22 protein-coding genes are annotated in these 20,339 nt (G+C 59.8%); 8 read left to right on the top strand and 14 right to left on the bottom strand.

The features are described from left to right. The first annotated feature begins 263 nt into the window (after positions 1-263). Positions 264-1,718 (top strand): L-asparagine permease, encoded by a 1,455-nt coding sequence (gene ansP, locus ACOI6Z_RS18775; protein WP_023289881.1) that lies wholly within the window; start codon positions 264-266, stop codon positions 1,716-1,718. 50 nt (positions 1,719-1,768) lie between these two features. Here the strand turns inward: ansP and ACOI6Z_RS18770 are convergent, their stop codons facing one another. Next, complete coding sequence (locus tag ACOI6Z_RS18770) at positions 1,769-1,990, bottom strand: YgdI/YgdR family lipoprotein (protein WP_002906779.1); 222 nt, start codon at positions 1,988-1,990, stop codon at positions 1,769-1,771. A gap of 147 nt (positions 1,991-2,137) precedes the next feature. Continuing rightward, positions 2,138-3,199 (bottom strand): YncE family protein, encoded by a 1,062-nt coding sequence (locus tag ACOI6Z_RS18765; protein WP_065812576.1) that lies wholly within the window; start codon positions 3,197-3,199, stop codon positions 2,138-2,140. A gap of 257 nt (positions 3,200-3,456) precedes the next feature. Here ACOI6Z_RS18765 and pqqU point away from each other — a divergent pair, with 257 nt between their 5' ends. Next, positions 3,457-5,562: a TonB-dependent receptor PqqU gene (gene pqqU, locus ACOI6Z_RS18760; RefSeq protein ID WP_065812575.1), complete on the top strand. Its 2,106-nt coding sequence runs from the start codon at positions 3,457-3,459 to the stop codon at positions 5,560-5,562. A gap of 68 nt (positions 5,563-5,630) precedes the next feature. On the opposite strand, the gene ACOI6Z_RS18755 is transcribed toward pqqU, so the two are convergent. Next, positions 5,631-5,930, bottom strand: coding sequence for a DUF406 domain-containing protein (locus tag ACOI6Z_RS18755; protein ID WP_064154763.1), 300 nt, complete (start codon positions 5,928-5,930; stop codon positions 5,631-5,633). A gap of 277 nt (positions 5,931-6,207) precedes the next feature. Between ACOI6Z_RS18755 and rihA the strand changes: the two genes are divergently transcribed. Beyond that, positions 6,208-7,143: a pyrimidine-specific ribonucleoside hydrolase RihA gene (gene rihA / locus ACOI6Z_RS18750; RefSeq protein ID WP_060589490.1), complete on the top strand. Its 936-nt coding sequence runs from the start codon at positions 6,208-6,210 to the stop codon at positions 7,141-7,143. A 62-nt stretch (positions 7,144-7,205) separates the two neighbouring features. Here rihA and ACOI6Z_RS18745 read toward each other — a convergent pair whose 3' ends face one another. Together ACOI6Z_RS18745 and ACOI6Z_RS18740 are read right to left on the bottom strand one after the other, a co-directional pair. Next, on the bottom strand, positions 7,206-8,243 hold the full coding sequence (locus tag ACOI6Z_RS18745) for an NADP-dependent oxidoreductase (protein WP_044523497.1): 1,038 nt from the start codon (positions 8,241-8,243) through the stop codon (positions 7,206-7,208). 65 nt (positions 8,244-8,308) lie between these two features. Next, positions 8,309-8,890, bottom strand: coding sequence for a helix-turn-helix domain-containing protein (locus tag ACOI6Z_RS18740; protein WP_023289886.1), 582 nt, complete (start codon positions 8,888-8,890; stop codon positions 8,309-8,311). A gap of 161 nt (positions 8,891-9,051) precedes the next feature. Between ACOI6Z_RS18740 and ACOI6Z_RS18735 the strand changes: the two genes are divergently transcribed. Beyond that, positions 9,052-9,570 carry a GNAT family N-acetyltransferase gene (locus tag ACOI6Z_RS18735; protein WP_023289887.1) on the top strand — a complete coding sequence of 173 codons (519 nt, stop codon included), beginning with the start codon at positions 9,052-9,054 and terminating at the stop codon, positions 9,568-9,570. Then, entirely contained in the window at positions 9,567-10,016 is a 450-nt protein-coding gene (locus ACOI6Z_RS18730) for a DMT family transporter (protein ID WP_023289888.1), read from the top strand. The genes ACOI6Z_RS18735 and ACOI6Z_RS18730 overlap by 4 nt, the downstream gene beginning before the upstream one ends. A gap of 8 nt (positions 10,017-10,024) precedes the next feature. Here the strand turns inward: ACOI6Z_RS18730 and ACOI6Z_RS18725 are convergent, their stop codons facing one another. After that, the gene (locus tag ACOI6Z_RS18725) at positions 10,025-10,258 is read right to left on the bottom strand and encodes a YdcY family protein (RefSeq protein ID WP_023289889.1); all 234 of its coding nucleotides are present in this window, start codon (positions 10,256-10,258) and stop codon (positions 10,025-10,027) included. A 16-nt stretch (positions 10,259-10,274) separates the two neighbouring features. Next, positions 10,275-11,873: an ABC transporter substrate-binding protein gene (locus tag ACOI6Z_RS18720; RefSeq protein WP_023289890.1), complete on the bottom strand. Its 1,599-nt coding sequence runs from the start codon at positions 11,871-11,873 to the stop codon at positions 10,275-10,277. Positions 11,874-12,142: 269 nt separating this feature from the next. Between ACOI6Z_RS18720 and ACOI6Z_RS18715 the strand changes: the two genes are divergently transcribed. Continuing rightward, entirely contained in the window at positions 12,143-13,576 is a 1,434-nt protein-coding gene (locus tag ACOI6Z_RS18715; protein ID WP_065812574.1) for an aldehyde dehydrogenase, read from the top strand. A gap of 13 nt (positions 13,577-13,589) precedes the next feature. Here the strand turns inward: ACOI6Z_RS18715 and ACOI6Z_RS18710 are convergent, their stop codons facing one another. Together ACOI6Z_RS18710 and ACOI6Z_RS18705 are read right to left on the bottom strand one after the other, a co-directional pair. After that, positions 13,590-14,339, bottom strand: a complete 750-nt coding sequence (locus ACOI6Z_RS18710) for an alpha/beta fold hydrolase (protein WP_101991794.1) — start codon at positions 14,337-14,339, stop codon at positions 13,590-13,592. 88 nt (positions 14,340-14,427) lie between these two features. Beyond that, positions 14,428-14,601: a GhoT/OrtT family toxin gene (locus tag ACOI6Z_RS18705; protein WP_008804686.1), complete on the bottom strand. Its 174-nt coding sequence runs from the start codon at positions 14,599-14,601 to the stop codon at positions 14,428-14,430. A 195-nt stretch (positions 14,602-14,796) separates the two neighbouring features. Between ACOI6Z_RS18705 and yncL the strand changes: the two genes are divergently transcribed. Continuing rightward, positions 14,797-14,889, top strand: coding sequence for a stress response membrane protein YncL (gene yncL / locus ACOI6Z_RS18700; protein ID WP_002906891.1), 93 nt, complete (start codon positions 14,797-14,799; stop codon positions 14,887-14,889). Positions 14,890-14,940: 51 nt separating this feature from the next. Here yncL and ACOI6Z_RS18695 read toward each other — a convergent pair whose 3' ends face one another. After that, the gene (locus ACOI6Z_RS18695; protein ID WP_032428864.1) at positions 14,941-15,192 is read right to left on the bottom strand and encodes a hypothetical protein; all 252 of its coding nucleotides are present in this window, start codon (positions 15,190-15,192) and stop codon (positions 14,941-14,943) included. A 487-nt stretch (positions 15,193-15,679) separates the two neighbouring features. Here ACOI6Z_RS18695 and ACOI6Z_RS18690 point away from each other — a divergent pair, with 487 nt between their 5' ends. Then, complete coding sequence (locus tag ACOI6Z_RS18690; protein WP_004175940.1) at positions 15,680-15,802, top strand: small membrane protein; 123 nt, start codon at positions 15,680-15,682, stop codon at positions 15,800-15,802. Between the two features lie 341 nt (positions 15,803-16,143). On the opposite strand, the gene patD is transcribed toward ACOI6Z_RS18690, so the two are convergent. From patD to ACOI6Z_RS18670, 4 genes are read right to left on the bottom strand one after another with little or no spacing between them, the layout of a single operon-like run. After that, on the bottom strand, positions 16,144-17,571 hold the full coding sequence (patD, locus tag ACOI6Z_RS18685) for an aminobutyraldehyde dehydrogenase (protein WP_065812572.1): 1,428 nt from the start codon (positions 17,569-17,571) through the stop codon (positions 16,144-16,146). A 22-nt stretch (positions 17,572-17,593) separates the two neighbouring features. Then, positions 17,594-18,400 (bottom strand): ABC transporter permease, encoded by an 807-nt coding sequence (locus ACOI6Z_RS18680; protein ID WP_065812571.1) that lies wholly within the window; start codon positions 18,398-18,400, stop codon positions 17,594-17,596. Next, complete coding sequence (locus ACOI6Z_RS18675; RefSeq protein ID WP_004202776.1) at positions 18,390-19,319, bottom strand: ABC transporter permease; 930 nt, start codon at positions 19,317-19,319, stop codon at positions 18,390-18,392. Before ACOI6Z_RS18675 ends, ACOI6Z_RS18680 begins: the two co-directional genes overlap by 11 nt. A gap of 1 nt (position 19,320) precedes the next feature. Continuing rightward, the gene (locus ACOI6Z_RS18670) at positions 19,321-20,334 is read right to left on the bottom strand and encodes an ABC transporter ATP-binding protein (RefSeq protein WP_065812570.1); all 1,014 of its coding nucleotides are present in this window, start codon (positions 20,332-20,334) and stop codon (positions 19,321-19,323) included. Positions 20,335-20,339: the final 5 nt, after the last annotated feature.

Below are 20,339 nucleotides of genomic sequence, written 5' to 3'. Positions count from 1 at the left end.
AACCTCGCGCTTACCCCAGTCGACGCCAGCATACCAGCGCTTTCATTCTGTTGCGGGAAACTCTGCGACGCTGATCTCATTGATAAATCTGTCAAATGCTATCGGTAAATGTTTTAGGTGCGTAACTATTAGGTTACGTGTAGGATTCAGCGCCATGTCTGAGCTTATCTCCTACGTCAGAATGATGAGAAAGCCAGCATAATGTGCCAGCCGTCCTCCACGCCGGCTGCAAACATGGGCATTGACAGGAAACTGATACATCAATGAATACGAAACACGACACTGCAGCGGAGCACCATGCTGCAAAACGCCACTGGCTCAACTCACATGAAGCGGGTTATCACAAAGCGATGGGCAACCGTCAGGTACAGATGATCGCCATCGGCGGCGCCATCGGTACTGGTTTGTTCCTCGGCGCCGGGGCACGTTTACAAATGGCAGGGCCAGCGCTCGCACTGGTCTATCTGGTCTGCGGCATCTTCTCTTTCTTTATTCTTCGCGCCCTCGGCGAACTGGTTCTCCACCGCCCCTCGAGCGGCAGCTTCGTCTCCTATGCCAGGGAATTCCTCGGCGAAAAGGCCGCCTACGTGGCCGGCTGGATGTACTTCGTTAACTGGGCAATGACCGGGATCGTCGATATCACCGCCGTGGCGCTGTATATGCACTACTGGGGCGCGTTTGGCGATGTGCCGCAGTGGGTCTTCGCCCTCGGCGCGCTGGCCATCGTCGGCACCATGAACATGATCGGCGTGAAGTGGTTCGCCGAGATGGAGTTCTGGTTCGCGCTGGTCAAAGTGCTGGCGATCGTCGCGTTTCTCGTGGTTGGCACCATTTTCCTCGGCTCCGGTAAGCCGCTGGACGGTAATGCCACCGGCTTCCACCTGATCACCGATAACGGCGGCTTCTTCCCGCACGGCCTTCTGCCGGCGCTGGTGCTGGTGCAGGGCGTGGTCTTCGCCTTCGCCTCCATTGAACTGGTGGGCACCGCGGCCGGTGAGTGTAAGGATCCGGAGACGATGGTGCCGAAGGCCATCAACAGCGTGATCTGGCGTATCGGCCTGTTCTACGTCGGGTCGGTGGTGCTGCTGGTGCTGCTGCTGCCGTGGAACGCCTACCAGGCGGGACAGAGCCCGTTCGTTACCTTCTTCTCAAAACTGGGCGTACCGTATATCGGCAGCGTGATGAACATCGTGGTGTTAACCGCCGCCCTCTCCAGCCTCAACTCCGGCCTCTACAGCACCGGGCGTATTCTGCGCTCCATGTCGATGGGGGGCTCCGCGCCGAAGTTCATGTCGAAGATGAGCCGTCACCACGTCCCTTACGCCGGGATCCTGGCGACGCTGGCGGTGTACGTGGTCGGGGTGTTCCTCAACTATCTGGTGCCGTCGCAGGTGTTTGAGATCGTCCTCAACATCGCATCGCTGGGGATCATTGCATCCTGGGGCTTCATCGTGGTGTGTCAGATGCGTCTGCGCAAAGCGATTAAGGAAGGGAAAGCGGCTCAGGTGAGCTTCAGAATGCCTGGAGCGCCGTTCACCTCCTGGCTGACGCTGCTGTTCCTGTTTAGCGTGCTGGTGCTGATGGCCTTCGATTATCCGAACGGCACCTATACCATTGGCTCCATCCCGTTGCTGGCGGTGCTGCTGGTGGCGGGCTGGTTTGGTGTGCGTAAGCGCGTGCATGCGATTCACAGCACAGCGCCGACGCTCAAGCAGTAAATGGCAGGACTCCCGGTTTGTCCATCGCGGGCAAACCGGGAGGTCAGGACTTAGTTATCCTCAACCAGCTGCGACACGTCGCTGCTGTTAATTTCCCGCTTATTACCAGACTCATCGATATAGCTGGTCATCCCCGTTTCTTTATCCAGCTGCGGCTTGCCGTGGGTGACGATCGTCTGACCGCTTTTGGTGGTCATAACGTAGTTGGACGAACAGCCGGCCAGCAGCGCCAGCATCGCGCCGGCGCAAATCACCATGAATGGTTTTTTCATTTTATCTCCACTGATTACCACTGCCCGCGCGAGGCGGGAAAGCGTTAAGTGTATAACCTTCAGGTTTATCAGGCCAATACGCGTTTGTAACAGAGGGTGAGATGCCGGGCGCAACCACCGGTGACGATGGTCGTCGCGCCCGGAACCTTACAGGGCGATGCGGATCACGTCGTCCGGCGCCGTGGCCTCTTTCTCACGGCTGGATGCTTGTTTCACGCTGACGTACAGCGTTTTGCCGTCATCAGAGAGCGCCAGGCTGTTGGGATGGGTGGGCGTTTTAAAGGTCTTCACCACCTTATAGCTCTTGCCGTCGATAACGCTCACTTCCCCCGCCTTACGGTGCGTCACATAGGCTTCGTTGCGGGTGGGGTTAAACAGCACCGCCAGCGATTCCGGCGCGTTGATTTTCTCCAGCACTTTGCCGTCGCGGGTATCGACCACCAGCACTTCCGGCTGCTTGCTGTCGGTAATAAAGGCGCGGTGACCGGCGGTATCGAGGCTCAGGTTAAGGTAGAAATGCGCCTTGCCGTCATCCAGCAATTTTTTGCGCGACACAATGGTGTTGCTCTCGCTGTCGATGGTCAGCAGTTCGCCGTCGGCATTGGTGGTATAAAGGCGTTTCGCCTGCGGATCGATCGCCAGGCCGGTGGCCATCGCCCCGGTGCCGGTAATCGTCGTTTTCAGCTTCAGGGTAGCGCCATCCACCACCCAAATCACGCTCTCTTTGCCCAGACCGGTAATGTAGATAGTGTTGGTCTGCTCATTGACCGCCAGCTCGCGCGGCTGCAGCGGGCGCACGGTTTCACTGCGCTGACGCTCGTCCAGCACCAGTCGCCCCTTCACAGCGCCGGTTTTGGCGTCAATGGCGGTGACGGTGCTGTCGACGGTATTACCAAACCACAGCGTACCGGTGGCATGGTTGATAGCGGCGCCAAACGGCTTCAGATCGTTGTGAATAATCTGCGTCACGTCGAGGGTGGTGGGGTCAAGACGATAAACAATCCCCCCTTTGTCCAGCGAACGACTTTGCGAAGTGGCGACCCACAGCGCGTTCTCCTGCTGGCTGTAGGCCATTTCGTAGGCCCCTTTCCCGACGGCCTTGCGCAGCATCTCTTCCGCGGCGTGGGCGCTAAAGCTGCCTGCCAGCAGCAGAGAAGTGAATAACAGTGAATGGCGCAGACGCGGCGCGGCAAACTGACGTAATGACATGACGACTCCCTTTGATGAACCTGTATGTGCTGACCCGACATCGCTTCCGGCGGCAAAGTCATGGCTCTGCCTTATTTTGAATGCGAATAGTAATCATTAATTATCTCAAAGTGGAGCGCTAATTGTTGTTGCCCGATAAATTCGTCAGCCTGGAGCACTATCCGTTAACCAACGGCAGTTAATAATTTTCAAATATTTTACAAACGGGGTAACATATATACATATGTTCCATTTGGTTCGTCTCCCGAGTACTATCGATGAAAATCCTATCCGTGCGACACGCGGCCCTGCCGGCCCTGCTGCTGCCGCTCATCGCCGCCGCCCAGGCCGCCGATGAACAAACCATGGTGGTGACCGCTGCGCCTACCACTGTTTCTGAACTGGATACCCCCGCCGCCGTCAGCGTGGTCAACGGGGATGAGATGCGCCAGGCCGCGCCGCGCGTCAACCTCTCTGAATCGCTGGGCGCCGTGCCGGGCCTGCAGGTGCAGAACCGGCAAAACTATGCTCAGGATCTGCAGCTGTCGATTCGCGGCTTTGGCTCCCGCTCCACCTACGGCGTGCGCGGCCTGCGCATCTATGTGGACGGCATCCCGGCGACCATGCCCGACGGTCAGGGGCAGACCTCCAATATCGATATCGGCAGCGTCGACACCATTGAGGTGCTGCGCGGCCCCTTCTCTGCCCTCTACGGTAACTCGTCCGGCGGGGTGATCAACGTCACCAGCCAGACCGGCACCCAGCCGCCCACCGTGGAGGCCAGCAGCTACTATGGCAGCTTCGGCACCTGGCACTATGGGATGAAAGCCACCGGCGCCGTTGGCGACGGCAGCCACGCAGGCGATGTGGATTACACGGTGTCGACTAACCGCTTCACCACCCATGGCTATCGCGATCACAGCGGCGCGCGCAAAAATCTGGCCAACGCCCGGCTGGGGGTGCGCATCAACGACGTCAGTAAGCTGACGCTGCTGCTGAACAGCGTTGATATCAAAGCCAATGACGCCGGCGGCTTAACCGCCGATGAATGGCGCGATAACCCGCGCCAGTCGCCGCGCGGCGACCAGTATAATACCCGCAAGGATACCCGGCAGACCCAGGCTGGCCTGCGCTACGAGCGCCAGCTGAGCGACCAGGACGATCTCAGCGTCATGATGTACGCCGGGGAACGCGAAACCACCCAGTACCAGTCGATCCCGCGCGCGCCGCAGCTGAAGCCGAGCCATGCCGGTGGGGTGATCGACCTCACCCGCCACTACCAGGGGATCGATACCCGGCTGACCCATCGCGGCGAGCTGCTGGTGCCGGTCACCCTGACCGCCGGTCTTGACTACGAGAACATGAGCGAGCGCCGCAAGGGCTATGAAAACTTTGTGATGGTCAACGGCGCGCCGCAGTATGGCGAACAGGGCGCGCTACGCCGTAACGAACGTAACCTGATGTGGAACGTCGACCCTTACCTGCAAACCCAGTGGCAGCTCACCGACAAACTTTCGCTCGATGCCGGGGTGCGCTACAGCTCGGTATGGTTCGACTCGAATGATTACTACATCACCCCAGGCAATGGCGACGACAGCGGCGATGCCAGCTATCACAAATGGCTGCCCGCAGGCTCGCTGAAGTATGCCCTGACCGACGCCTGGAACGTCTACCTCTCCGCTGGCCGCGGCTTCGAGACGCCGACCATTAACGAGCTGTCATACCGCGCCGATAACCAGAGCGGTCTCAATTTCGGCCTTAAGCCCTCCACCAACGACACGGTGGAGATCGGCAGCAAGACGCGGATCGGCAATGGGTTGCTCACCGCCGCCCTGTTCCAGACCGATACCGATAATGAGATCGTTGTCGACAGCAGCAGCGGCGGACGCACCAGCTATAAAAACGCCGGCAAGACCCGTCGTCAGGGGATAGAGCTGGGACTGGATCAGCAGTTTGGCGAGAGCTGGCGCCTGAAGGCGGCCTGGACCTGGCTTGACGCGACCTATCGCACCAACGTCTGCGGCGACGCCAGCTGCAACGGCAACCGTATTCCGGGGATCGCGCGCAATATGGGTTACGCCTCCTTCGGCTATCAGCCGGAGCAGGGCTGGTACGCCGGGAGCGATATTCGCTACATGAGCGACATCATGGCGAACGACGAAAACACCGCCAAAGCCCCTTCCTGGACGGTGGTCGGCCTGACGACCGGCTATAAGTGGAGCTATGGCAGGATGGATATGGATCTGTTCGGCCGAGTCGACAACCTGTTCGACCGCGAATACGTCGGGTCCGTCATCGTTAACGAGTCCAACGGACGCTACTACGAGCCCGCGCCGGGACGCAACTACGGTATCGGACTGAACCTCGCCTGGCGCTTCGAGTAACGCCCGGCTTCGCCCGCGGACCGGCGGGCGAAGGCGTTACCCTCAGGCGCTGGCGCCCGGGACGCTGATTAAAGCAGGTTTCTCAGGGACAATTCGAAAATGATCTTTTCCGCCTGGCAGGAGAAGGCGATGGACAGATCGAGTTTCACCTCGTCGCCGGCGGCGGCGAGCGTGTAGTCAACCTTCGGTGGTTCACTGGCCGGCGCCGCTGCGGCGGCACGCTCGCGAACGGCGGCTACGGTTGACTCCGCTTCCTCGCGGCTCGGGAATAACTTCTCAGCCCGGTAGACGCAGTCCTCGTTATCAATAATTGTCCCGACATCAATGGCGCAGCCTTTGGTGCTGCATTTATCTACTACATCTTTCATCGTCATAACCTCTTGAGTTTTCTTAAGGATAAGAATCCGCTCGCCGAAAAGCAAACCATTAATATCCGTAAGGATTAGCGATTTTTATTCTATCGCGCCCCGCCGGGCGCTAGCTTGCGCCACCGCAAGGCGAGGCATGATGACGCAGGACCACCGCGACTCACCGCGCGATTGCCCCTGCAACCGTGCTAGCCATCACACTATTCTGCACACTTTCTCGTCTGCCTCGCGCCGCAGCGTTAGTCTGGTCACAGAACAACGCCAACAAGGAGCTGCTATGGCACTGCCGATAATGATTGATTGCGATCCGGGACATGATGACGCGATCGCCCTGGTCCTCGCCCTCGCCTCGCCGGAGCTGGAGGTGAAAGCCGTCACCGCCTCCGCAGGCAACCAGACCCCGGAGAAGACCCTGCGCAACGTGCTGCGTATGCTGACCCTGCTGAACCGCGCGGATATTCCGGTCGCCGGCGGCGCGTGGAAGCCGTTAATGCGCGATCTGATCATTGCCGATAATGTGCACGGGGAAAGCGGACTGGATGGCCCGAACCTGCCGGAGCCGGCCTTTTCGCCGCAAAACTGCACCGCCGTCGAGCTGATGGCCAGGGTGCTGCGCGAAAGTCAGGAGCCGGTGACGCTGGTGGCCACCGGGCCGCAGACGAACGTGGCGTTGCTGCTCGCCAGCCATCCTGAGCTGCACGCGAAGATCGCCCGCATCGTGATCATGGGGGGCGCCATGGGGCTGGGCAACTGGCAGCCGGCGGCGGAGTTTAATATCTACGTCGATCCCCAGGCTGCGGAGATGGTCTTTCAGTCGGGGATCCCGGTGGTGATGGCAGGCCTGGATGTCACCCACCGGGCGCAGATCCTTCCTGCAGATATTGAGCGATTCCGCCAGATTGGCAATCCGGTATCAACCATCGTCGCCGAACTGCTCGACTTCTTTATGGCCTACCATAAGGACGAAAAGTGGGGCTTCGACGGCGCGCCGCTGCACGACCCCTGCACCATCGCCTGGCTCCTCAAGCCGGAGCTCTTTACCACTATCGAGCGCTGGGTCGGCGTGGAAACGGAAGGCAAATATACCCAGGGGATGACGGTGGTCGATTACTACCATCTGACCGGCAATCCGCCCAATACCACCCTGATGCTGGATGTGGACCGCGAAGCCTTTGTCGATCTGCTCGCCCAGCGGTTAGCCTTTTACGCCTGATATTCATGCAGCGCCTCTCTTCCCGGCCGGGAGAGAGGCGCGTTCAGGCTATACCCGGCGTATTAGTCGTCCGCCGACACGCGGATCACCACCTTACCAAAGTTTTCACCTTTCAACAGGCCGATCAGCGCCTGCGGCGCCTGCTCCAGACCGTCGATCAGCTGTTCGCGATATTTAATTTTACCCTCCTGCACCCAGCGCCCCATCTGCTGCTGGAATTCCGCGATCCGATGCCCATAATCCTGGCCGATAATAAAGCCCTGCATCCGAATGCGTTTCTTGAGGATGGTCGCCATCAGCAGCGGCAGACGGTCCGGCCCGTCCGGCAGACCGGTGGCGTTATAGCCGCTCACCAGCCCGCAGACCGGAACCCGCGCCGCGGTGTTGAGCAGCGGCAGCACCGCGTCAAAAACCTTGCCGCCGACGTTTTCGTAGTAGACGTCAATGCCCTGCGGGCAGGCCTGGGCCAGCTGTTCGGCAAAGTCCGCCGCGCGATGGTCAAGGCAGACATCAAAGCCTAAGGTGTCAACCGCATAGCGACATTTCTCCGCGCCGCCGGCGACGCCGACGGTACGGCAGCCCTTAATTTTGCCGATCTGTCCGACCGTAGCGCCCACCGGCCCGGTGGCCGCAGCGACCACCAGCGTGTCACCCGGCTTCGGCTGGCCAATGTCCAGTAATCCCATGTAGGCGGTGAAGCCCGGCATCCCCAGCACCCCCAGCGACCAGGACGGGTGCTGCGGGTTGTCCCCCAGCTTCACCAGCCCGCTGCCGTCGGAAAGCTCATAATCCTGCCAGCCGCTGTAGCCCAGCACCCAGTCGCCGGGTTGAAAATCATCATGCTGCGAGGTCACGACGCGACTCACGGTCCCGCCCACCATCACCGCGCCGATGGCCACCGGCGGTGAATAGGACGGCGCGTCGCTCATCCGCCCGCGCATATAGGGATCCAGCGATAAATAAACGGTACGCAGCAGAACCTGACCCGGCCCCGGGGTGGGCACCTCGCGCTCTTCCAGGCGGAAATGCTCTGCCGTCGGTTCACCATGGGGACGGGAAGCCAGTACCCAGCGGCGATGGCGTTGCGGTTGTTCTGACATAGCAAACTCCTCTTGTTAGCAGACAGTACTGAGGCTAGCTGCTTTATGCGCAATGCGCTTTATCATTAAGAGCCGGATGGCGATTGATTAAGGCGCACCACCAGATAGACGCAGGTCTCTGCGGATTCATTGATAAAGCGGCAGTCGTTCGGTGGGCCGAGCTCCAGACAGTCCCCGGTCTGCATCTCGTGGCGGGTATTCCCTTCCAGGAACACCAGCTCGCCCCGCTGCAGCCAGATCAGCTGGCGTGCCAGCGCATAGGACGAAGCCGGCATCGGCACATCGCTGCCGGGCGGCAGCTCGATCTGCACCAGGTCAATGGGCAGATCGCTGCGCGGCGAAACGTGGCGGCGGAGATAGTGGCTTTGCGGGTCGTGCCATACCGGCTGGCTGGCAAAACGCAGCAGCTTGCCTTCCTGCATTTCCGCCCTGGCGATCAGGGTCGACATACTGATGCCGAAGGCGCCGGAAAGGCGGCCCAGCATCGACGCCGTCGGGCTGCTTTCGCCGCGCTCGATTTTATGGATCATCGCCCGCGAGGCGCCCGCCCGTTCGGCCAGGTCGTTCAGCGACCAGCCACGGGATTCGCGCTCGATGCGGATGCGCGCGCTGATACGCTGATTGAGGTTGTCTTCTATAGTATTCATAACGTAACACTATAGTGTGGGCGCAGGCATTACACAACCGCCCGTCGGGCCGCATAACCCCTGGCCCATCAGGAAAAAATTTGCTGAAAACGGATGACAGCGTGGCGTTCATTATTGTAATAATATCGTACTACTATAGTGTACGAAAACTGAGGTTTGCTATGTCCATCCGCCCTGCCATTAAAGACGATTGCGCGGCGATCGCCGAGATTTATAACCACGCCGTCGTGCATACCGCCGCTATCTGGAATGACAAAACCGTGGATACCGACAACCGCATCGCATGGTTTGAAGCCCGCCAGCTGGCAGGCTTTCCGGTGCTGGTGAGCGAGGAAAACGGCGTCATTACCGGCTATTCCTCCTTTGGCGACTGGCGCGCGTTTGACGGCTTTCGCCACACCGTGGAGCATTCGGTGTACGTTCACCCCGAGCACCAGGGGAAAGGCCTGGGCCGCAAACTTCTGGTCGCCTTGATCGCCGAAGCGCGTCGGCTGAATAAACATGTGATGGTCGCCGGGATCGAGTCGCAGAACCACGCCTCGCTGCACCTGCATGAAACGCTGGGCTTTATCACCACCGGGCAGATGCCGCAGGTGGGAACCAAATTTGGTCGCTGGCTGGATCTGACCTTTATGCAGCTACAGCTTGATGCGCGCCAGGACCCGGACGGCCAGGCATGAATGGGTCGCTTACCCTCGCCTTTCTGGTGGCCGCCGGCGTAGGCCTGGTGGTGCAGAACACCCTGATGGTGCGCATCACCCAGTCGGTGTCGACGATCCTCATCGCCATGCTGCTCAATTCGCTGGTAGGTATCGTTATTTTCGTGACCTTGTTGCTGCTGCGCCAGGGCGTCGCCGGCTTTCATGAGCTGGCCCTGAACGTGAAGTGGTGGACGCTGATCCCCGGCATGCTGGGATCCTTTTTCGTCTTCGCCAGCATCAGCGGCTATCAGACCGTGGGCGCAGCCACCACCATCGCGGTACTGGTGGCCAGCCAACTGGTCGGCGGGTTGATCATGGATTTAATTCGCGCCCACGGCGTACCGCTGCGGGCGCTGATCGGGCCATTATGCGGCGCGGTGATGCTGGTGGTGGGCGCCTGGCTGGTGGCCAGACGCCAGTTCTGAGCGCCTGTTCAGAGGATCGCGCCGCCTTTGGTCAACTGCTCGCGGCGCGCGTCCTGCTCTTCCTGATGCTGTCGCCCATGGTGAGCGATGGCGGTGCGCAGGCGCTGCTGTTGAGTATAGCGTTCCTCACGACTGAGCTGCGCGTCATCGCTCAGGGCGATCAGCAGCTCATTCATATGCGCGATAACGCCCTCGGCAAGGATGTCATCGACTTTAACGATGACCTCATCCAGATGTGCCATTCTGTTCTCCTTTCACTTAATTCAGCTTCGCTTTGGAAAAATCGCTCCCCATCATGCTCACAGTGTAGCCGCTGACGTTGCTGCGGGTGGCATAGAAGGTCTTGCCGGTCGCCAGGGTGATCCACGGCGCCTGCTGGTAAAAGATCTCTTGCGCCTGTTCGTAGAGTTTGGCGCGCGCCTGCGGATCGCTCACCAGCAGGGCTTTCTTCACCAGCGCGTCATACGACTTATCGCACCAGCGGGCGGCATTAGAGCCGGTCTGGATATTATCACAGCTGAGCAGCGTGCCGGCAAAGTTGTCCGGGTCGCCATTGTCCGACATCCAGCCGTACAGCGCGCTGTCGTGTTCGCCTTTACGCATGCCGGCCAGGTATTCGCCCCACTCATAGCTGACGATCTTCGCTTTCACCCCGACTTTCGCCCAGTCGTTTTGGATCATTTCAGCAATGCGTTTTGAGTTCGGGTTGTAGGGCCGCTGAACCGGCATCGACCACAGGGTCACTTCCGCCCCTTGCTCCAGACCCGCCTGTTTGAGCAGCGCCTTCGCTTTCTGCGGATCGTAGTCGTAGTCCGGGAGGTCTTTTTTATACCCGAGCATGGTGGACGGGATCGGCGACTTCGCCACCGTACCGGAATCGAGGAACACCGCCCTGACGATGGCCTGTTTGTCGGTGGCGTAGTTTAACGCCTGGCGCACCAGCACATTATCAAACGGTTTTTTCTCGGTGTTGAACGCCAGATAGCCGACGTTCAGCGCCTCGACGGCGTGCAGTGTCAGATCATTATTGCCCTTGATCACCGGGAACTGTACCGGCGAAGGCGCTGGAATAATCTGGCACTCGTTAGTCTGCAGTTTAGCCAGCCGGGTCTCGACGTTCGGCGTGATGGAGAAGATCAGGTGCTTCGTCGGCACCTCGCCTTCCCAGTAGTGGGGATTGGCGATATAGCGGATTTGCGAATCCACTTTATACTGCTGCAGAGCATAGGGTCCGGTGCCGACAGGCCAGTTATCGACGTTTTCTGGCGTTCCTTTCTTCAGCATCGCCTCGCCATATTCCGCCGACAGAATAGAGGCGAAGTCCATTCCCCAGTCGGCAAGAAACGCCGCGTTCGGCTGATTGAGCACAAACTGGACGTGATAGTCATCGACCTTTTTCACCGACTTAATCAGCTTATCGAGGCCCACATCGTGGAAGTACTCATAGTTCCCCTGCGACACCTTGTGATAAGGATGCTGAGGATCCATCTGGCGCAGTACCGAAAACAGGACGTCGTCGGCGTTAAAATCGCGGGTCGGTTTGAAGAATTTATTGCTGTTGAACTTCACCCCCTGACGCAGCGTGAAGGTCCAGGTTTTGCCATCTTCAGAGACATGCCACTCGGTGGCCAGCGACGGGATCGGCGTGTTCTTCACCGGGTCAAAGGTGACCAGACGGTTATACAGCACCTGCGAGCTGGCGACGAACGACGGGCCGGAGCTGGCGATCTGCGGGTTGAAGGACTCCGGGGAGGCCTCTGAGCAATAGACCAGCGTGTCATTGCCCGCGGCCCATGCGGCGCTGGCCGGCAGCAGCGCGCTCAGCAGCAGCGCCAGCGTGGTTTTCCCTGTAGACATGGTTATAAGCCCTGATTATTGATTATAAGAACCGTAATAACAGCACAGCCCCTGGCCCCCGGCAAATAATCAATGGCTATCACCTTATGCCAATCGCGCTGAATTTGCTGGTTTAATCGGCGTCGCGCTGCTTTTTGCGCCAGGTACGGTTGGGATGTTGTGAGCTACGCACAATTCCGGCAAAAAAATGTGCGATAACCGCCCCGCTCACGCTCGCCGCCAGCCGCGACCGGTACACTGGAGGAACCGCAGAACAAGAGGTTACCCCCATGACAATCACCTGCAATCTGTACATTGCCGGCCAGTGGCACGATGCCGAAGACGGTCGGACCTTTACCCGGCGCCACCCTGCCCACGACGACGTCGCCTCGGTTGCCGCTGCCGCCAGCCTCGCCGACGGTAAACGCTGCGTCGAGGCCGCGGCCAGCGCCTTCCCGCAGTGGCGCGATACATCCCCGGCGGAACGGCGACGCTTACTGCTCGACGCGGCGGAACATATGCTGCTGCGGGAAGCTAAATTTATCGCCGCCATGGCGGCGGAGACCGGCGCCACCGCGCACTGGGCGGGATTTAACGTCCATCTGGCGGCCGATATCCTGCGCGAAGCGGCGGCGCTGACCACCCAGATCGAAGGGCAGATCATTCCATCCAACGTGCCGGGCAATCTGGCGATGGGGGTCCGCCAGGGTGCCGGCGTGGTGCTGGGCATGGCGCCGTGGAACGCGCCGCTGATCCTTGCCACCCGGGCGCTGGCGACGCCGCTGGCCTGCGGCAACACGGTGATCCTCAAGGGCGCTGAGCTCTCCCCGGCTACACAAGGATTGATTATCGACGCCCTCGACGCGGCGGGCTTCCCGCCGGGCGTGGTGAACTATCTCACCTGCGCGCCTCAAGACGCGCCAGCGCTGGTGGAGTCGCTGATCGCCCATCCGGCGGTGCGGCGCGTCAATTTTACCGGCTCCACGCCGGTGGGGCGGATTATCGCCCGCACCTGCGGGCAGTATCTGAAACCGGCGGTGCTGGAACTCGGTGGCAAAGCGCCGCTGCTGGTCCTCGACGATGCCGACATTGAGCAGGCGGCGGCGGGCGCCATTTTTGGCGCCTTCGCCAACGCCGGACAGATCTGCATGTCCACCGAGCGCATTATTGTCGACAACGCCGTGGCGGAGCGCTTTATCCCTCTGCTGACCAGGCGCGCCGCTTCTCTCCCCGCCAGCCTGACCGGCCCGGTGGTCGACATGAACACCGTCACCCGCTGCAACGCGTTAATCGACGATGCCTTAGCCAAAGGCGCCCGCCTGCTGACCGGCGGCAAAGCCAGCGATACCCACATGGCGCCTACCTTGCTGGACGGCGTCACCCGCGAGATGCGGCTGTGGAACGAAGAGTCCTTCGGCCCGGTAAAAGCGATTATTCGCGTTAATAACGATGAAGAGGCGCTGGCGGTAGCCAACGACAGCGACTATGGCCTTTCCGCTGCGGTCTACAGCCGCGACAGCGCCAGAGCGTGGAACCTGGCGCAACGTCTGCAAACCGGCATCTGCCATATCAATGGTCCAACCGTTCATGATGAAGCGCAAATGCCGTTTGGCGGCTGCAAAGCCTCCGGCTATGGCCGGTTCGGCGGTCGGGCCGGGATTGCGGAATTTACCGAGCTGCGCTGGATAACGCTCCAGACCCAGCCTCGCGAACTGCCATTCTGACGCTGACTCCCCCTTAGCCGTGGCTGGCGATAAGCTGCGCCAGCCCTTCCGGGTTTTCCCACGCCATCGAGTGCCCCGCGTGGGGCACAATCCCGACCGGGATCCCTTGCGCCTCTACCCGTTCGATATCCGCATAAGGGAGCGACTGCTCGCCGACGATCAGCATCTTCTGACAGCGCAGCTGGCAGAGCTGAGTAAACCAGGGGGTGTCGCTGCCGTGTATCAGGCTGCTGGCGGCTCGCCAGACGGCCCAGGGGGCGCTGTTTTGCAAACAGCCGGCCCAGGGCGAGCGCTCTTCCGCCAGCATCCTGGCGTAACCTTCGGCGATAAAGGCCGCCTCTGACTGCGCCGCTATGCGCCTGCTGTACTCGCCGCCTCCGGCGAACAGGTTGGGTTCAGAAACCAGCAGCGTCGTCACCCGCTCCGCCAGCAACCCTGCCGCTTCAATGGCGATGCTTCCCCCCATGCTATGCCCGTACAGCGCGAAGCGCTGCAGGCGCAGGTGGTCGAGGACTTGCTCCACTCCTTGCGCCTGGCTATGTATGTTGTAACTAAAGTCGTGCGGTTTATCGCTGTAGCCGAAGCCCGGTAGATCGATAAGTATTTTGCGCCGCCCGTTGAGCGCGGGGGCGCTGGCAACGCGGGGGTAGTCGTAAGATGACGCGCAGCCGAGGCCGTGGATAAACACCAGCGGAAGCCCCTCTCCCGGAAGATCGAGCCAACGCAATGTGGCGCCTGCGACGGACAAAAAGAAACCGTTCACCTGTTTGCCTCCATGATAAGGTTACTGTGTTTTTATACAGTAACCTTATCCATGCCGCCACCCTTTTCTGTCGTCCGCCGCCGGAGCGTTAAAACAGCGAGACGAGGAGCGCCATCGGGAAGCTGAACGGCCAGGTGGCGCCGATCAACAGGGCCGCCAGCAGGCGGATCACCCGGCTCTCTTTGGTTAAAAACCAGCTAATTACGGCGCAGATCACGCCCATAATGGCGTAAAACACCAACATTTTTTGATATAACGTCATTCTTCGTTTTCCTTCCCTGAGGAGCGTTCCATGGTGGGATAATTATCTGCCATGACGTCGTGATTCAGAGATACCTGTATAACAAATTCAGAATTGGGCTGAATATTCAGAACAAAGCCCGATTCGTCTTAATCCGATAGCGCAACCGCGCCCGCCGTACTATACCTTTAGGGACTTACTCATTAAGGTGGCGTTATGGATGTCTCCAGCAAGACCGTCGTTATGATTAATGTCTGCGCCGCGTTCGCGCTTATCAGCCTGCTGTCGGTGAGATTTGGCTGGTTTTAATCATTTTACTCAGCAACGAAACCTAAAAAAGCAGCCCTCTGGGCTGCTTTTTTACGTGCGGAGGCTCGCGCCTATATTAGGGTCATAAACAATACGGGCTGAGTGGCCTGCGATAATAACCTTGTTTAGCGCAGGGTTATAATGAGGCAAAACATTCACTTTCTCACTATCCCATTCGGCGGCGGCGCAAACGGCCTGCCCCACTCCCGCGCTCTCACAGCCCTGAATACGTTTTGCCGGCGCGTTACCATAGCTCAGCGCCACGGTGCCGACAGCCAGCAGAATAAAAGCAAAAATTTTCACAGCGACATCAACGTTAAAACCGAATATGCGTGAAATGATCGCATGAGCGGCGGCGGAAAGTCAAACCCGGGAGCGTGCGCCACCGCGCTGGCGCGTATGGCGGATTGACGCGCCGGTTATTAAATATTGCGAATAAATATTACCCGTTAACCGTAAATATAAAAGCCTTATTTATCGTCGTGAAATAGTTTCTGTTCAGCGCAATCTGATTCGTCTGATAAAGATAATATTTCGCCAATCGCAAACCAAAAGATTATCGCGCGTTGGCCGAAAATGCGATATACCGCGCAGGCGCTGGATCTTAATAAGATAAAAGGCGGCTACAAGCCGTTGTAACTTAAACTTTTCATGTCAGGCCTCGCTGGCGAGGGCCCCCAATAGCGCTAAATGACAACAAATATCATTTGCCTTCTCTTCAGAGAATACTTACATTCATAACTATTGGTAATGTTTTTAGCGCTGTGCGCTTTTCTATTTCGAGGTGGATATGTCCGGAATCATCACCCTGGTCATCGCGCTGATCCTGCTGGTCGCGGCGGTGTATAATCTTATTTCCTATATACGGGACCGTCGCAGCGCCAGCTTGCCGAGCAAAAAAACCAAGCGCTGAACACGGTTAACGCGATTTCCTTCCTGCGCCAGCATCGCTGGCATACTCCTCTTCCTGGCTTAGTGCGGACATAAAAAAAGCCCCTGCCATCAGGCAGGGGCCGGTATTGGGTCGCAAACCGCGACGTTGCCGCCTCACCCGCCGGGCGCGACGCGCCCAGGGTGACTGGCGAACCCCATCCGGCGCTTATCTCCGGCACTCACGATGGCTTAGCTCTTGAAGGGGTATCAGAATAATCTCACATTCCCCGCCGCGAGTTTTAACCATTTTTGCCATCGTGACTATTAGCGAACTAACACACCCGTTGCGTAATCATTCGTTGCCGCTTATGGGTCAATCCGTTAGCCATGTTTAACCATCACATGGCGGACCAAGGTGTAATCCTCAAGGCCGTACATCGACATGTCTTTCCCATAGCCCGACAGCTTCTGGCCGCCATGCGGCATTTCACTCACCAGCATAAAGTGGGTGTTGACCCAGGTGCAGCCGTACTGCAGCCTGGCGCTGAGCCGGTGGGCGCGGCCAACATCTTTCGTCCACACCGAAGAGGCCAGACCATACTGGGAGTCATTTGCCCAGCTCAGGGCCTGCGCTTCATCGCTGAAAGGCGTCACGCTGACCACCGGGCCAAACACTTCGCGCTGCACGATGGCATCTTCCTGCCGGGCGCCGGCGAGCAGCGTCGGCTGGAAATAATAGCCGGCGCCGTCCGCCCGATTGCCGCCGGTCACCACTTTAATATGCGGTAGCGCCTTGGCGGCTTCCACCGCGGCGCTAACGCGCTCAAGATGGGCCAGCGAGCTCAGCGGTCCCAGCTCGGTGGAGGCATCCTCCGGCGCTCCCATTTTCAGGCTGGCCACCGCCGCCCCGAGCTTCTCCACCAGCTGCTCATAAATACCCTGTTGGGCGTAGATCCGGCAGGCGGCCGTACAGTCCTGGCCGGCATTGTAAAACCCGAAGGTCCGAACGCCATCCACCACCGCATCGATATCCGCGTCGTCAAAGACGATGACCGGCGCCTTACCGCCCAGCTCCATATGGGTACGTTTAATCGACGAGGCGGTATGGCCGATGATATGCGCGCCGGTGGCAATCGACCCGGTCAGGGAAACCATTCGCACTTTCGCGTGGGCGGTCAGCGGATCGCCCACCGTTTTGCCGCGGCCGAACAGTACGTTGACCACCCCTTCCGGGAAAATATCTTTTGCCAGCTCAGCCAGCTTCAGCGCCGTCAGCGGGGTGATCTCGGAGGGTTTTAGCACCACGCAGTTGCCTGCCGCCAGCGCCGGGCCCAGCTTCCAGGCCGCCATCATCAGGGGATAGTTCCACGGCGCGATGGAGGCCACCACGCCCACCGGGTCGCGACGGATCATCGAGGTATGCCCTTCCAGATACTCTCCGGCCGCCATTCCCGGCAGGCAGCGGGCGGCGCCGGCGAAGAAGCGGAAAACGTCCGCAATGGCCGGCATCTCATCGTTAAGCACGCAGTGCAGCGGCTTGCCGCAGTTCAGCGACTCCAGCTGCGCCAGGGTCTCCGCCTGCGCCGTGATGGCATCCGCCAGCTTCAGCAGACATTCCGCGCGCGTTTTCGGCGTCGTCTGGCTCCAGGCGTCGAACGCCCGATCCGCCGCCTCAACGGCGGCATCCACCTGGGCCGCTGTCGCTTCGGCAATCTCCAGGATCACATCGCCGGTCGCAGGGTTGTATACCGGCACCTTCTCGCCTTCACCTGCCACTAACTTACCGTTTATCAAGAGGTTGTGTTGCATAGCATTATCCTGTTTCATGGTTTTATTTCCCGTTTCCGGCGACGTTATCGCCGTCGCGGGTGAGCCACCAGGCCCCTAAGATTGGTATCGTTGTTACCAGCATCACCAACAGCGCGACAACGTTGGTGACGGGCACATCTCGCGGCCGCCCCAGCTGATTCAGTAACCACAGCGGCAAAGTTCGCTCATGCCCTGCGGTAAAAGTCGTGACGATGATTTCATCAAATGACAGGGCGAATGCCAGCATCCCGCCCGCCAGCAGCGCCGATCCCAGATTGGGCAGCACCACGTAGCGAAAGGTCTGCCAGCCGGTCGCCCCCAAATCCATCGAGGCCTCCACCAGGCTCCAGGAGGTCCGGCGGAAGCGGGCGATGACGTTGTTAAACACCACCACCACGCAGAAGGTCGCGTGCCCCACCACGATGGTCAGCAGACCAGGCTCAAGGCTGACCGCTTTAAAGGCGGTCAGGAGCGCCAGGCCGGTAATAATCCCCGGCAGGGCGATGGGCAGCAGCAGCAGTAGCGACACCGCGTTCTTACCAAAAAAGGTGCTCCGCCACAGGGCTCCTGCAGCAAGCGTGCCAAGCACTAAGGCGATGGCCGTCGACAGGGCGGCAATTTTAAGTGACAACGTCACTGCCTCCAGAATATCGCTGCGCCCTGCCGCCTCGCTGAACCAGCGCAGCGTCAGCCCCTGCGGCGGAAAACTGAAGGCGGCATCTTCCGTATTAAAAGCATAGATGGCGATGATCAGCAGCGGAAAGTGGAGAAAGACCACCCCGCCCCATGTCGCCAGTTTCAGATACCAGGGTGCGCGTTCAGAGTGCATCGAAGGCCCCCAGACGTTTCACGAACGCCAGATAAAGGGCAATCAGCACGATCGGCACGAGGGTAAATGCCGCCGCCATCGGCATATTGCCGATCGCCCCCTGCTGCGAGTAAACCATATTGCCGATAAAGTACCCCGGCGGGCCGACCAGCTGCGGCACGATAAAATCGCCCAGCGTCAGCGAAAAGGTGAAGATAGACCCGGCGGCAATCCCGGGAATAGCCAGCGGCAGGACCACGTAGCGGAAGGTCTGCCGCGGGGCGGCGCCAAGATCGGCCGAGGCCTGCAGCAAAGAGCCCGGGATACGCTCCAGCGCCGCCTGCACCGGCAGGATCATAAAAGGCAGCCAGATGTAGACGAAGACCAGGAAGCGTCCGAGTCCGGAGGTGGATAAGGTGTTGCCGCCCACCGCCGGGACGGTCAGCAGAGCGTTCAGCGCCCCTTCCAGCCCGAGATGGCCGAGGAACCACTGCGCCACGCCATCTTTGGCTAACAGCAGCACCCACGCGTAGGCTTTGACGATATAGCTGGCCCACATCGGCAGCATGACCGCGATATAAAAGAAGGCCTTCATTTTGCCGCTGGTGTAGCGCGCCATATACCAGGCCATCGGCAGCGCCAACAGGGCACTGGCCAGCGTCACGCACAGCGCCATGACCAGGGTGCGAACGATAATGTCGTAGTTGGCAGGGTTGAACAGCGCCTGCAGATTGGCCAGCGTGAAGTCGCTGGTCACCGACATGGTGAAGTCGTCAAAAGTATAGATACTCTGCCACAGCAGGGTCAGCAGCGATCCCAGATAGACGATGCCAAACCACATCAACGGCCCAAGCAGCAGCAAAAACAGGCCCAGCGCCGGCCGGCGCCAGAAGATCCCCGATACGCGTCCGGCCTGCGCAGGAACAATCGCCATGGTCATCTCAGCCTCCGCTTTCCAGCGGGGTCATCGCCGCACGCGACCATGACGCCTGCACCGTTTGCCCGGTTCGCGGAACGCTCGCCGCCGCCGCGCCGTCGATATTGGCCTGGCTGACCAGCAGCTTGTCGCCATCCGCCAGCCGGAGCTCGATCCGCGTTGCCGCCCCCTGATACTGTACCGCCTGCACCACACCCTGCACCTGCACTTCGCCGCCGCCCTGCAGGCGAACATGTTCCGGGCGCAGCGACCAGCAGCCCGCCAGGCCGCATAGCCGCCGGGCCGCCTCGGCCTCAAAAACGTTGGCGGTGCCGACAAAACCGGCGACAAAGGCGGTCTTCGGATGCAGATAAAGATCCTGCGGGGCATCCACCTGCTCAATGCGCCCGTTGTTAAACACCGCCACGCGATCGGACATCGACAGCGCTTCGCTCTGGTCGTGGGTGACGAAGATGAAGGTGATCCCCAGCGACTGCTGCAGCTTTTTCAGCTCCATCTGCATCTGCTCGCGCAGCTTTAAATCCAGGGCGCCCAGCGGCTCGTCGAGCAGCAGCACCCGCGGCTGGTTCACCAGCGCCCGGGCGATGGCGACCCGCTGCCGCTGACCGCCAGAGAGCTGGGAAGGCTTGCGATGGTGCGCAAAACCGAGGGCCACCTTCTCCAGCGCCTCCTGGGCGCGGGCATGGCGCGCTTTCTTCGCCACGCCTTTGACCATCAGGCCGTAAGCGACATTGTCGAGGATCGACATATGGGGAAACAGCGCATAGTCCTGGAACACGGTATTGACGTCCCGCTGCCAGGGCGGCAGCTCGCTGGCCGGCTGACCGAAGATCCGGATGGTGCCGCCGGAGAGCTGCTCAAAACCGGCAATCAGCCGCAGGCAGGTAGTTTTCCCCGAGCCCGAAGGTCCCAGCATGGAGAAAAACTCGCCGTCGCGGATACCAATGCTGACCCCGTCCACCGCCCGCACATCGCCATACAGGCGCGATACATTCTGAAACTCGACCGCGTACGTCATTGTTT

It is taken from the genome of Klebsiella sp. C239 (genome assembly GCF_048822715.1).
Lineage (GTDB): Bacteria > Pseudomonadota > Gammaproteobacteria > Enterobacterales > Enterobacteriaceae > Klebsiella > Klebsiella quasipneumoniae.
This window is presented reverse-complemented; position numbering and strand designations above follow the sequence as displayed.

What these genes read in the sequence shown, in the direction of transcription:
- ansP (WP_023289881.1), top strand. Translation starts at nt 264, where the DNA reads ATGAATACGAAACACGACACTGCAGCGGAGCACCATGCTGCAAAACGC.
- ACOI6Z_RS18770 (WP_002906779.1), bottom strand. Translation starts at nt 1,990, where the DNA reads ATGAAAAAACCATTCATGGTGATTTGCGCCGGCGCGATGCTGGCGCTG.
- ACOI6Z_RS18765 (WP_065812576.1), bottom strand. Translation starts at nt 3,199, where the DNA reads ATGTCATTACGTCAGTTTGCCGCGCCGCGTCTGCGCCATTCACTGTTA.
- pqqU (WP_065812575.1), top strand. Translation starts at nt 3,457, where the DNA reads ATGAAAATCCTATCCGTGCGACACGCGGCCCTGCCGGCCCTGCTGCTG.
- ACOI6Z_RS18755 (WP_064154763.1), bottom strand. Translation starts at nt 5,930, where the DNA reads ATGAAAGATGTAGTAGATAAATGCAGCACCAAAGGCTGCGCCATTGAT.
- rihA (WP_060589490.1), top strand. Translation starts at nt 6,208, where the DNA reads ATGGCACTGCCGATAATGATTGATTGCGATCCGGGACATGATGACGCG.
- ACOI6Z_RS18745 (WP_044523497.1), bottom strand. Translation starts at nt 8,243, where the DNA reads ATGTCAGAACAACCGCAACGCCATCGCCGCTGGGTACTGGCTTCCCGT.
- ACOI6Z_RS18740 (WP_023289886.1), bottom strand. Translation starts at nt 8,890, where the DNA reads ATGAATACTATAGAAGACAACCTCAATCAGCGTATCAGCGCGCGCATC.
- ACOI6Z_RS18735 (WP_023289887.1), top strand. Translation starts at nt 9,052, where the DNA reads ATGTCCATCCGCCCTGCCATTAAAGACGATTGCGCGGCGATCGCCGAG.
- ACOI6Z_RS18730 (WP_023289888.1), top strand. Translation starts at nt 9,567, where the DNA reads ATGAATGGGTCGCTTACCCTCGCCTTTCTGGTGGCCGCCGGCGTAGGC.
- ACOI6Z_RS18725 (WP_023289889.1), bottom strand. Translation starts at nt 10,258, where the DNA reads ATGGCACATCTGGATGAGGTCATCGTTAAAGTCGATGACATCCTTGCC.
- ACOI6Z_RS18720 (WP_023289890.1), bottom strand. Translation starts at nt 11,873, where the DNA reads ATGTCTACAGGGAAAACCACGCTGGCGCTGCTGCTGAGCGCGCTGCTG.
- ACOI6Z_RS18715 (WP_065812574.1), top strand. Translation starts at nt 12,143, where the DNA reads ATGACAATCACCTGCAATCTGTACATTGCCGGCCAGTGGCACGATGCC.
- ACOI6Z_RS18705 (WP_008804686.1), bottom strand. Translation starts at nt 14,601, where the DNA reads ATGACGTTATATCAAAAAATGTTGGTGTTTTACGCCATTATGGGCGTG.
- yncL (WP_002906891.1), top strand. Translation starts at nt 14,797, where the DNA reads ATGGATGTCTCCAGCAAGACCGTCGTTATGATTAATGTCTGCGCCGCG.
- ACOI6Z_RS18690 (WP_004175940.1), top strand. Translation starts at nt 15,680, where the DNA reads ATGTCCGGAATCATCACCCTGGTCATCGCGCTGATCCTGCTGGTCGCG.
- patD (WP_065812572.1), bottom strand. Translation starts at nt 17,571, where the DNA reads ATGCAACACAACCTCTTGATAAACGGTAAGTTAGTGGCAGGTGAAGGC.
- ACOI6Z_RS18680 (WP_065812571.1), bottom strand. Translation starts at nt 18,400, where the DNA reads ATGCACTCTGAACGCGCACCCTGGTATCTGAAACTGGCGACATGGGGC.
- ACOI6Z_RS18675 (WP_004202776.1), bottom strand. Translation starts at nt 19,319, where the DNA reads ATGACCATGGCGATTGTTCCTGCGCAGGCCGGACGCGTATCGGGGATC.
- ACOI6Z_RS18670 (WP_065812570.1), bottom strand. Translation starts at nt 20,334, where the DNA reads ATGACGTACGCGGTCGAGTTTCAGAATGTATCGCGCCTGTATGGCGAT.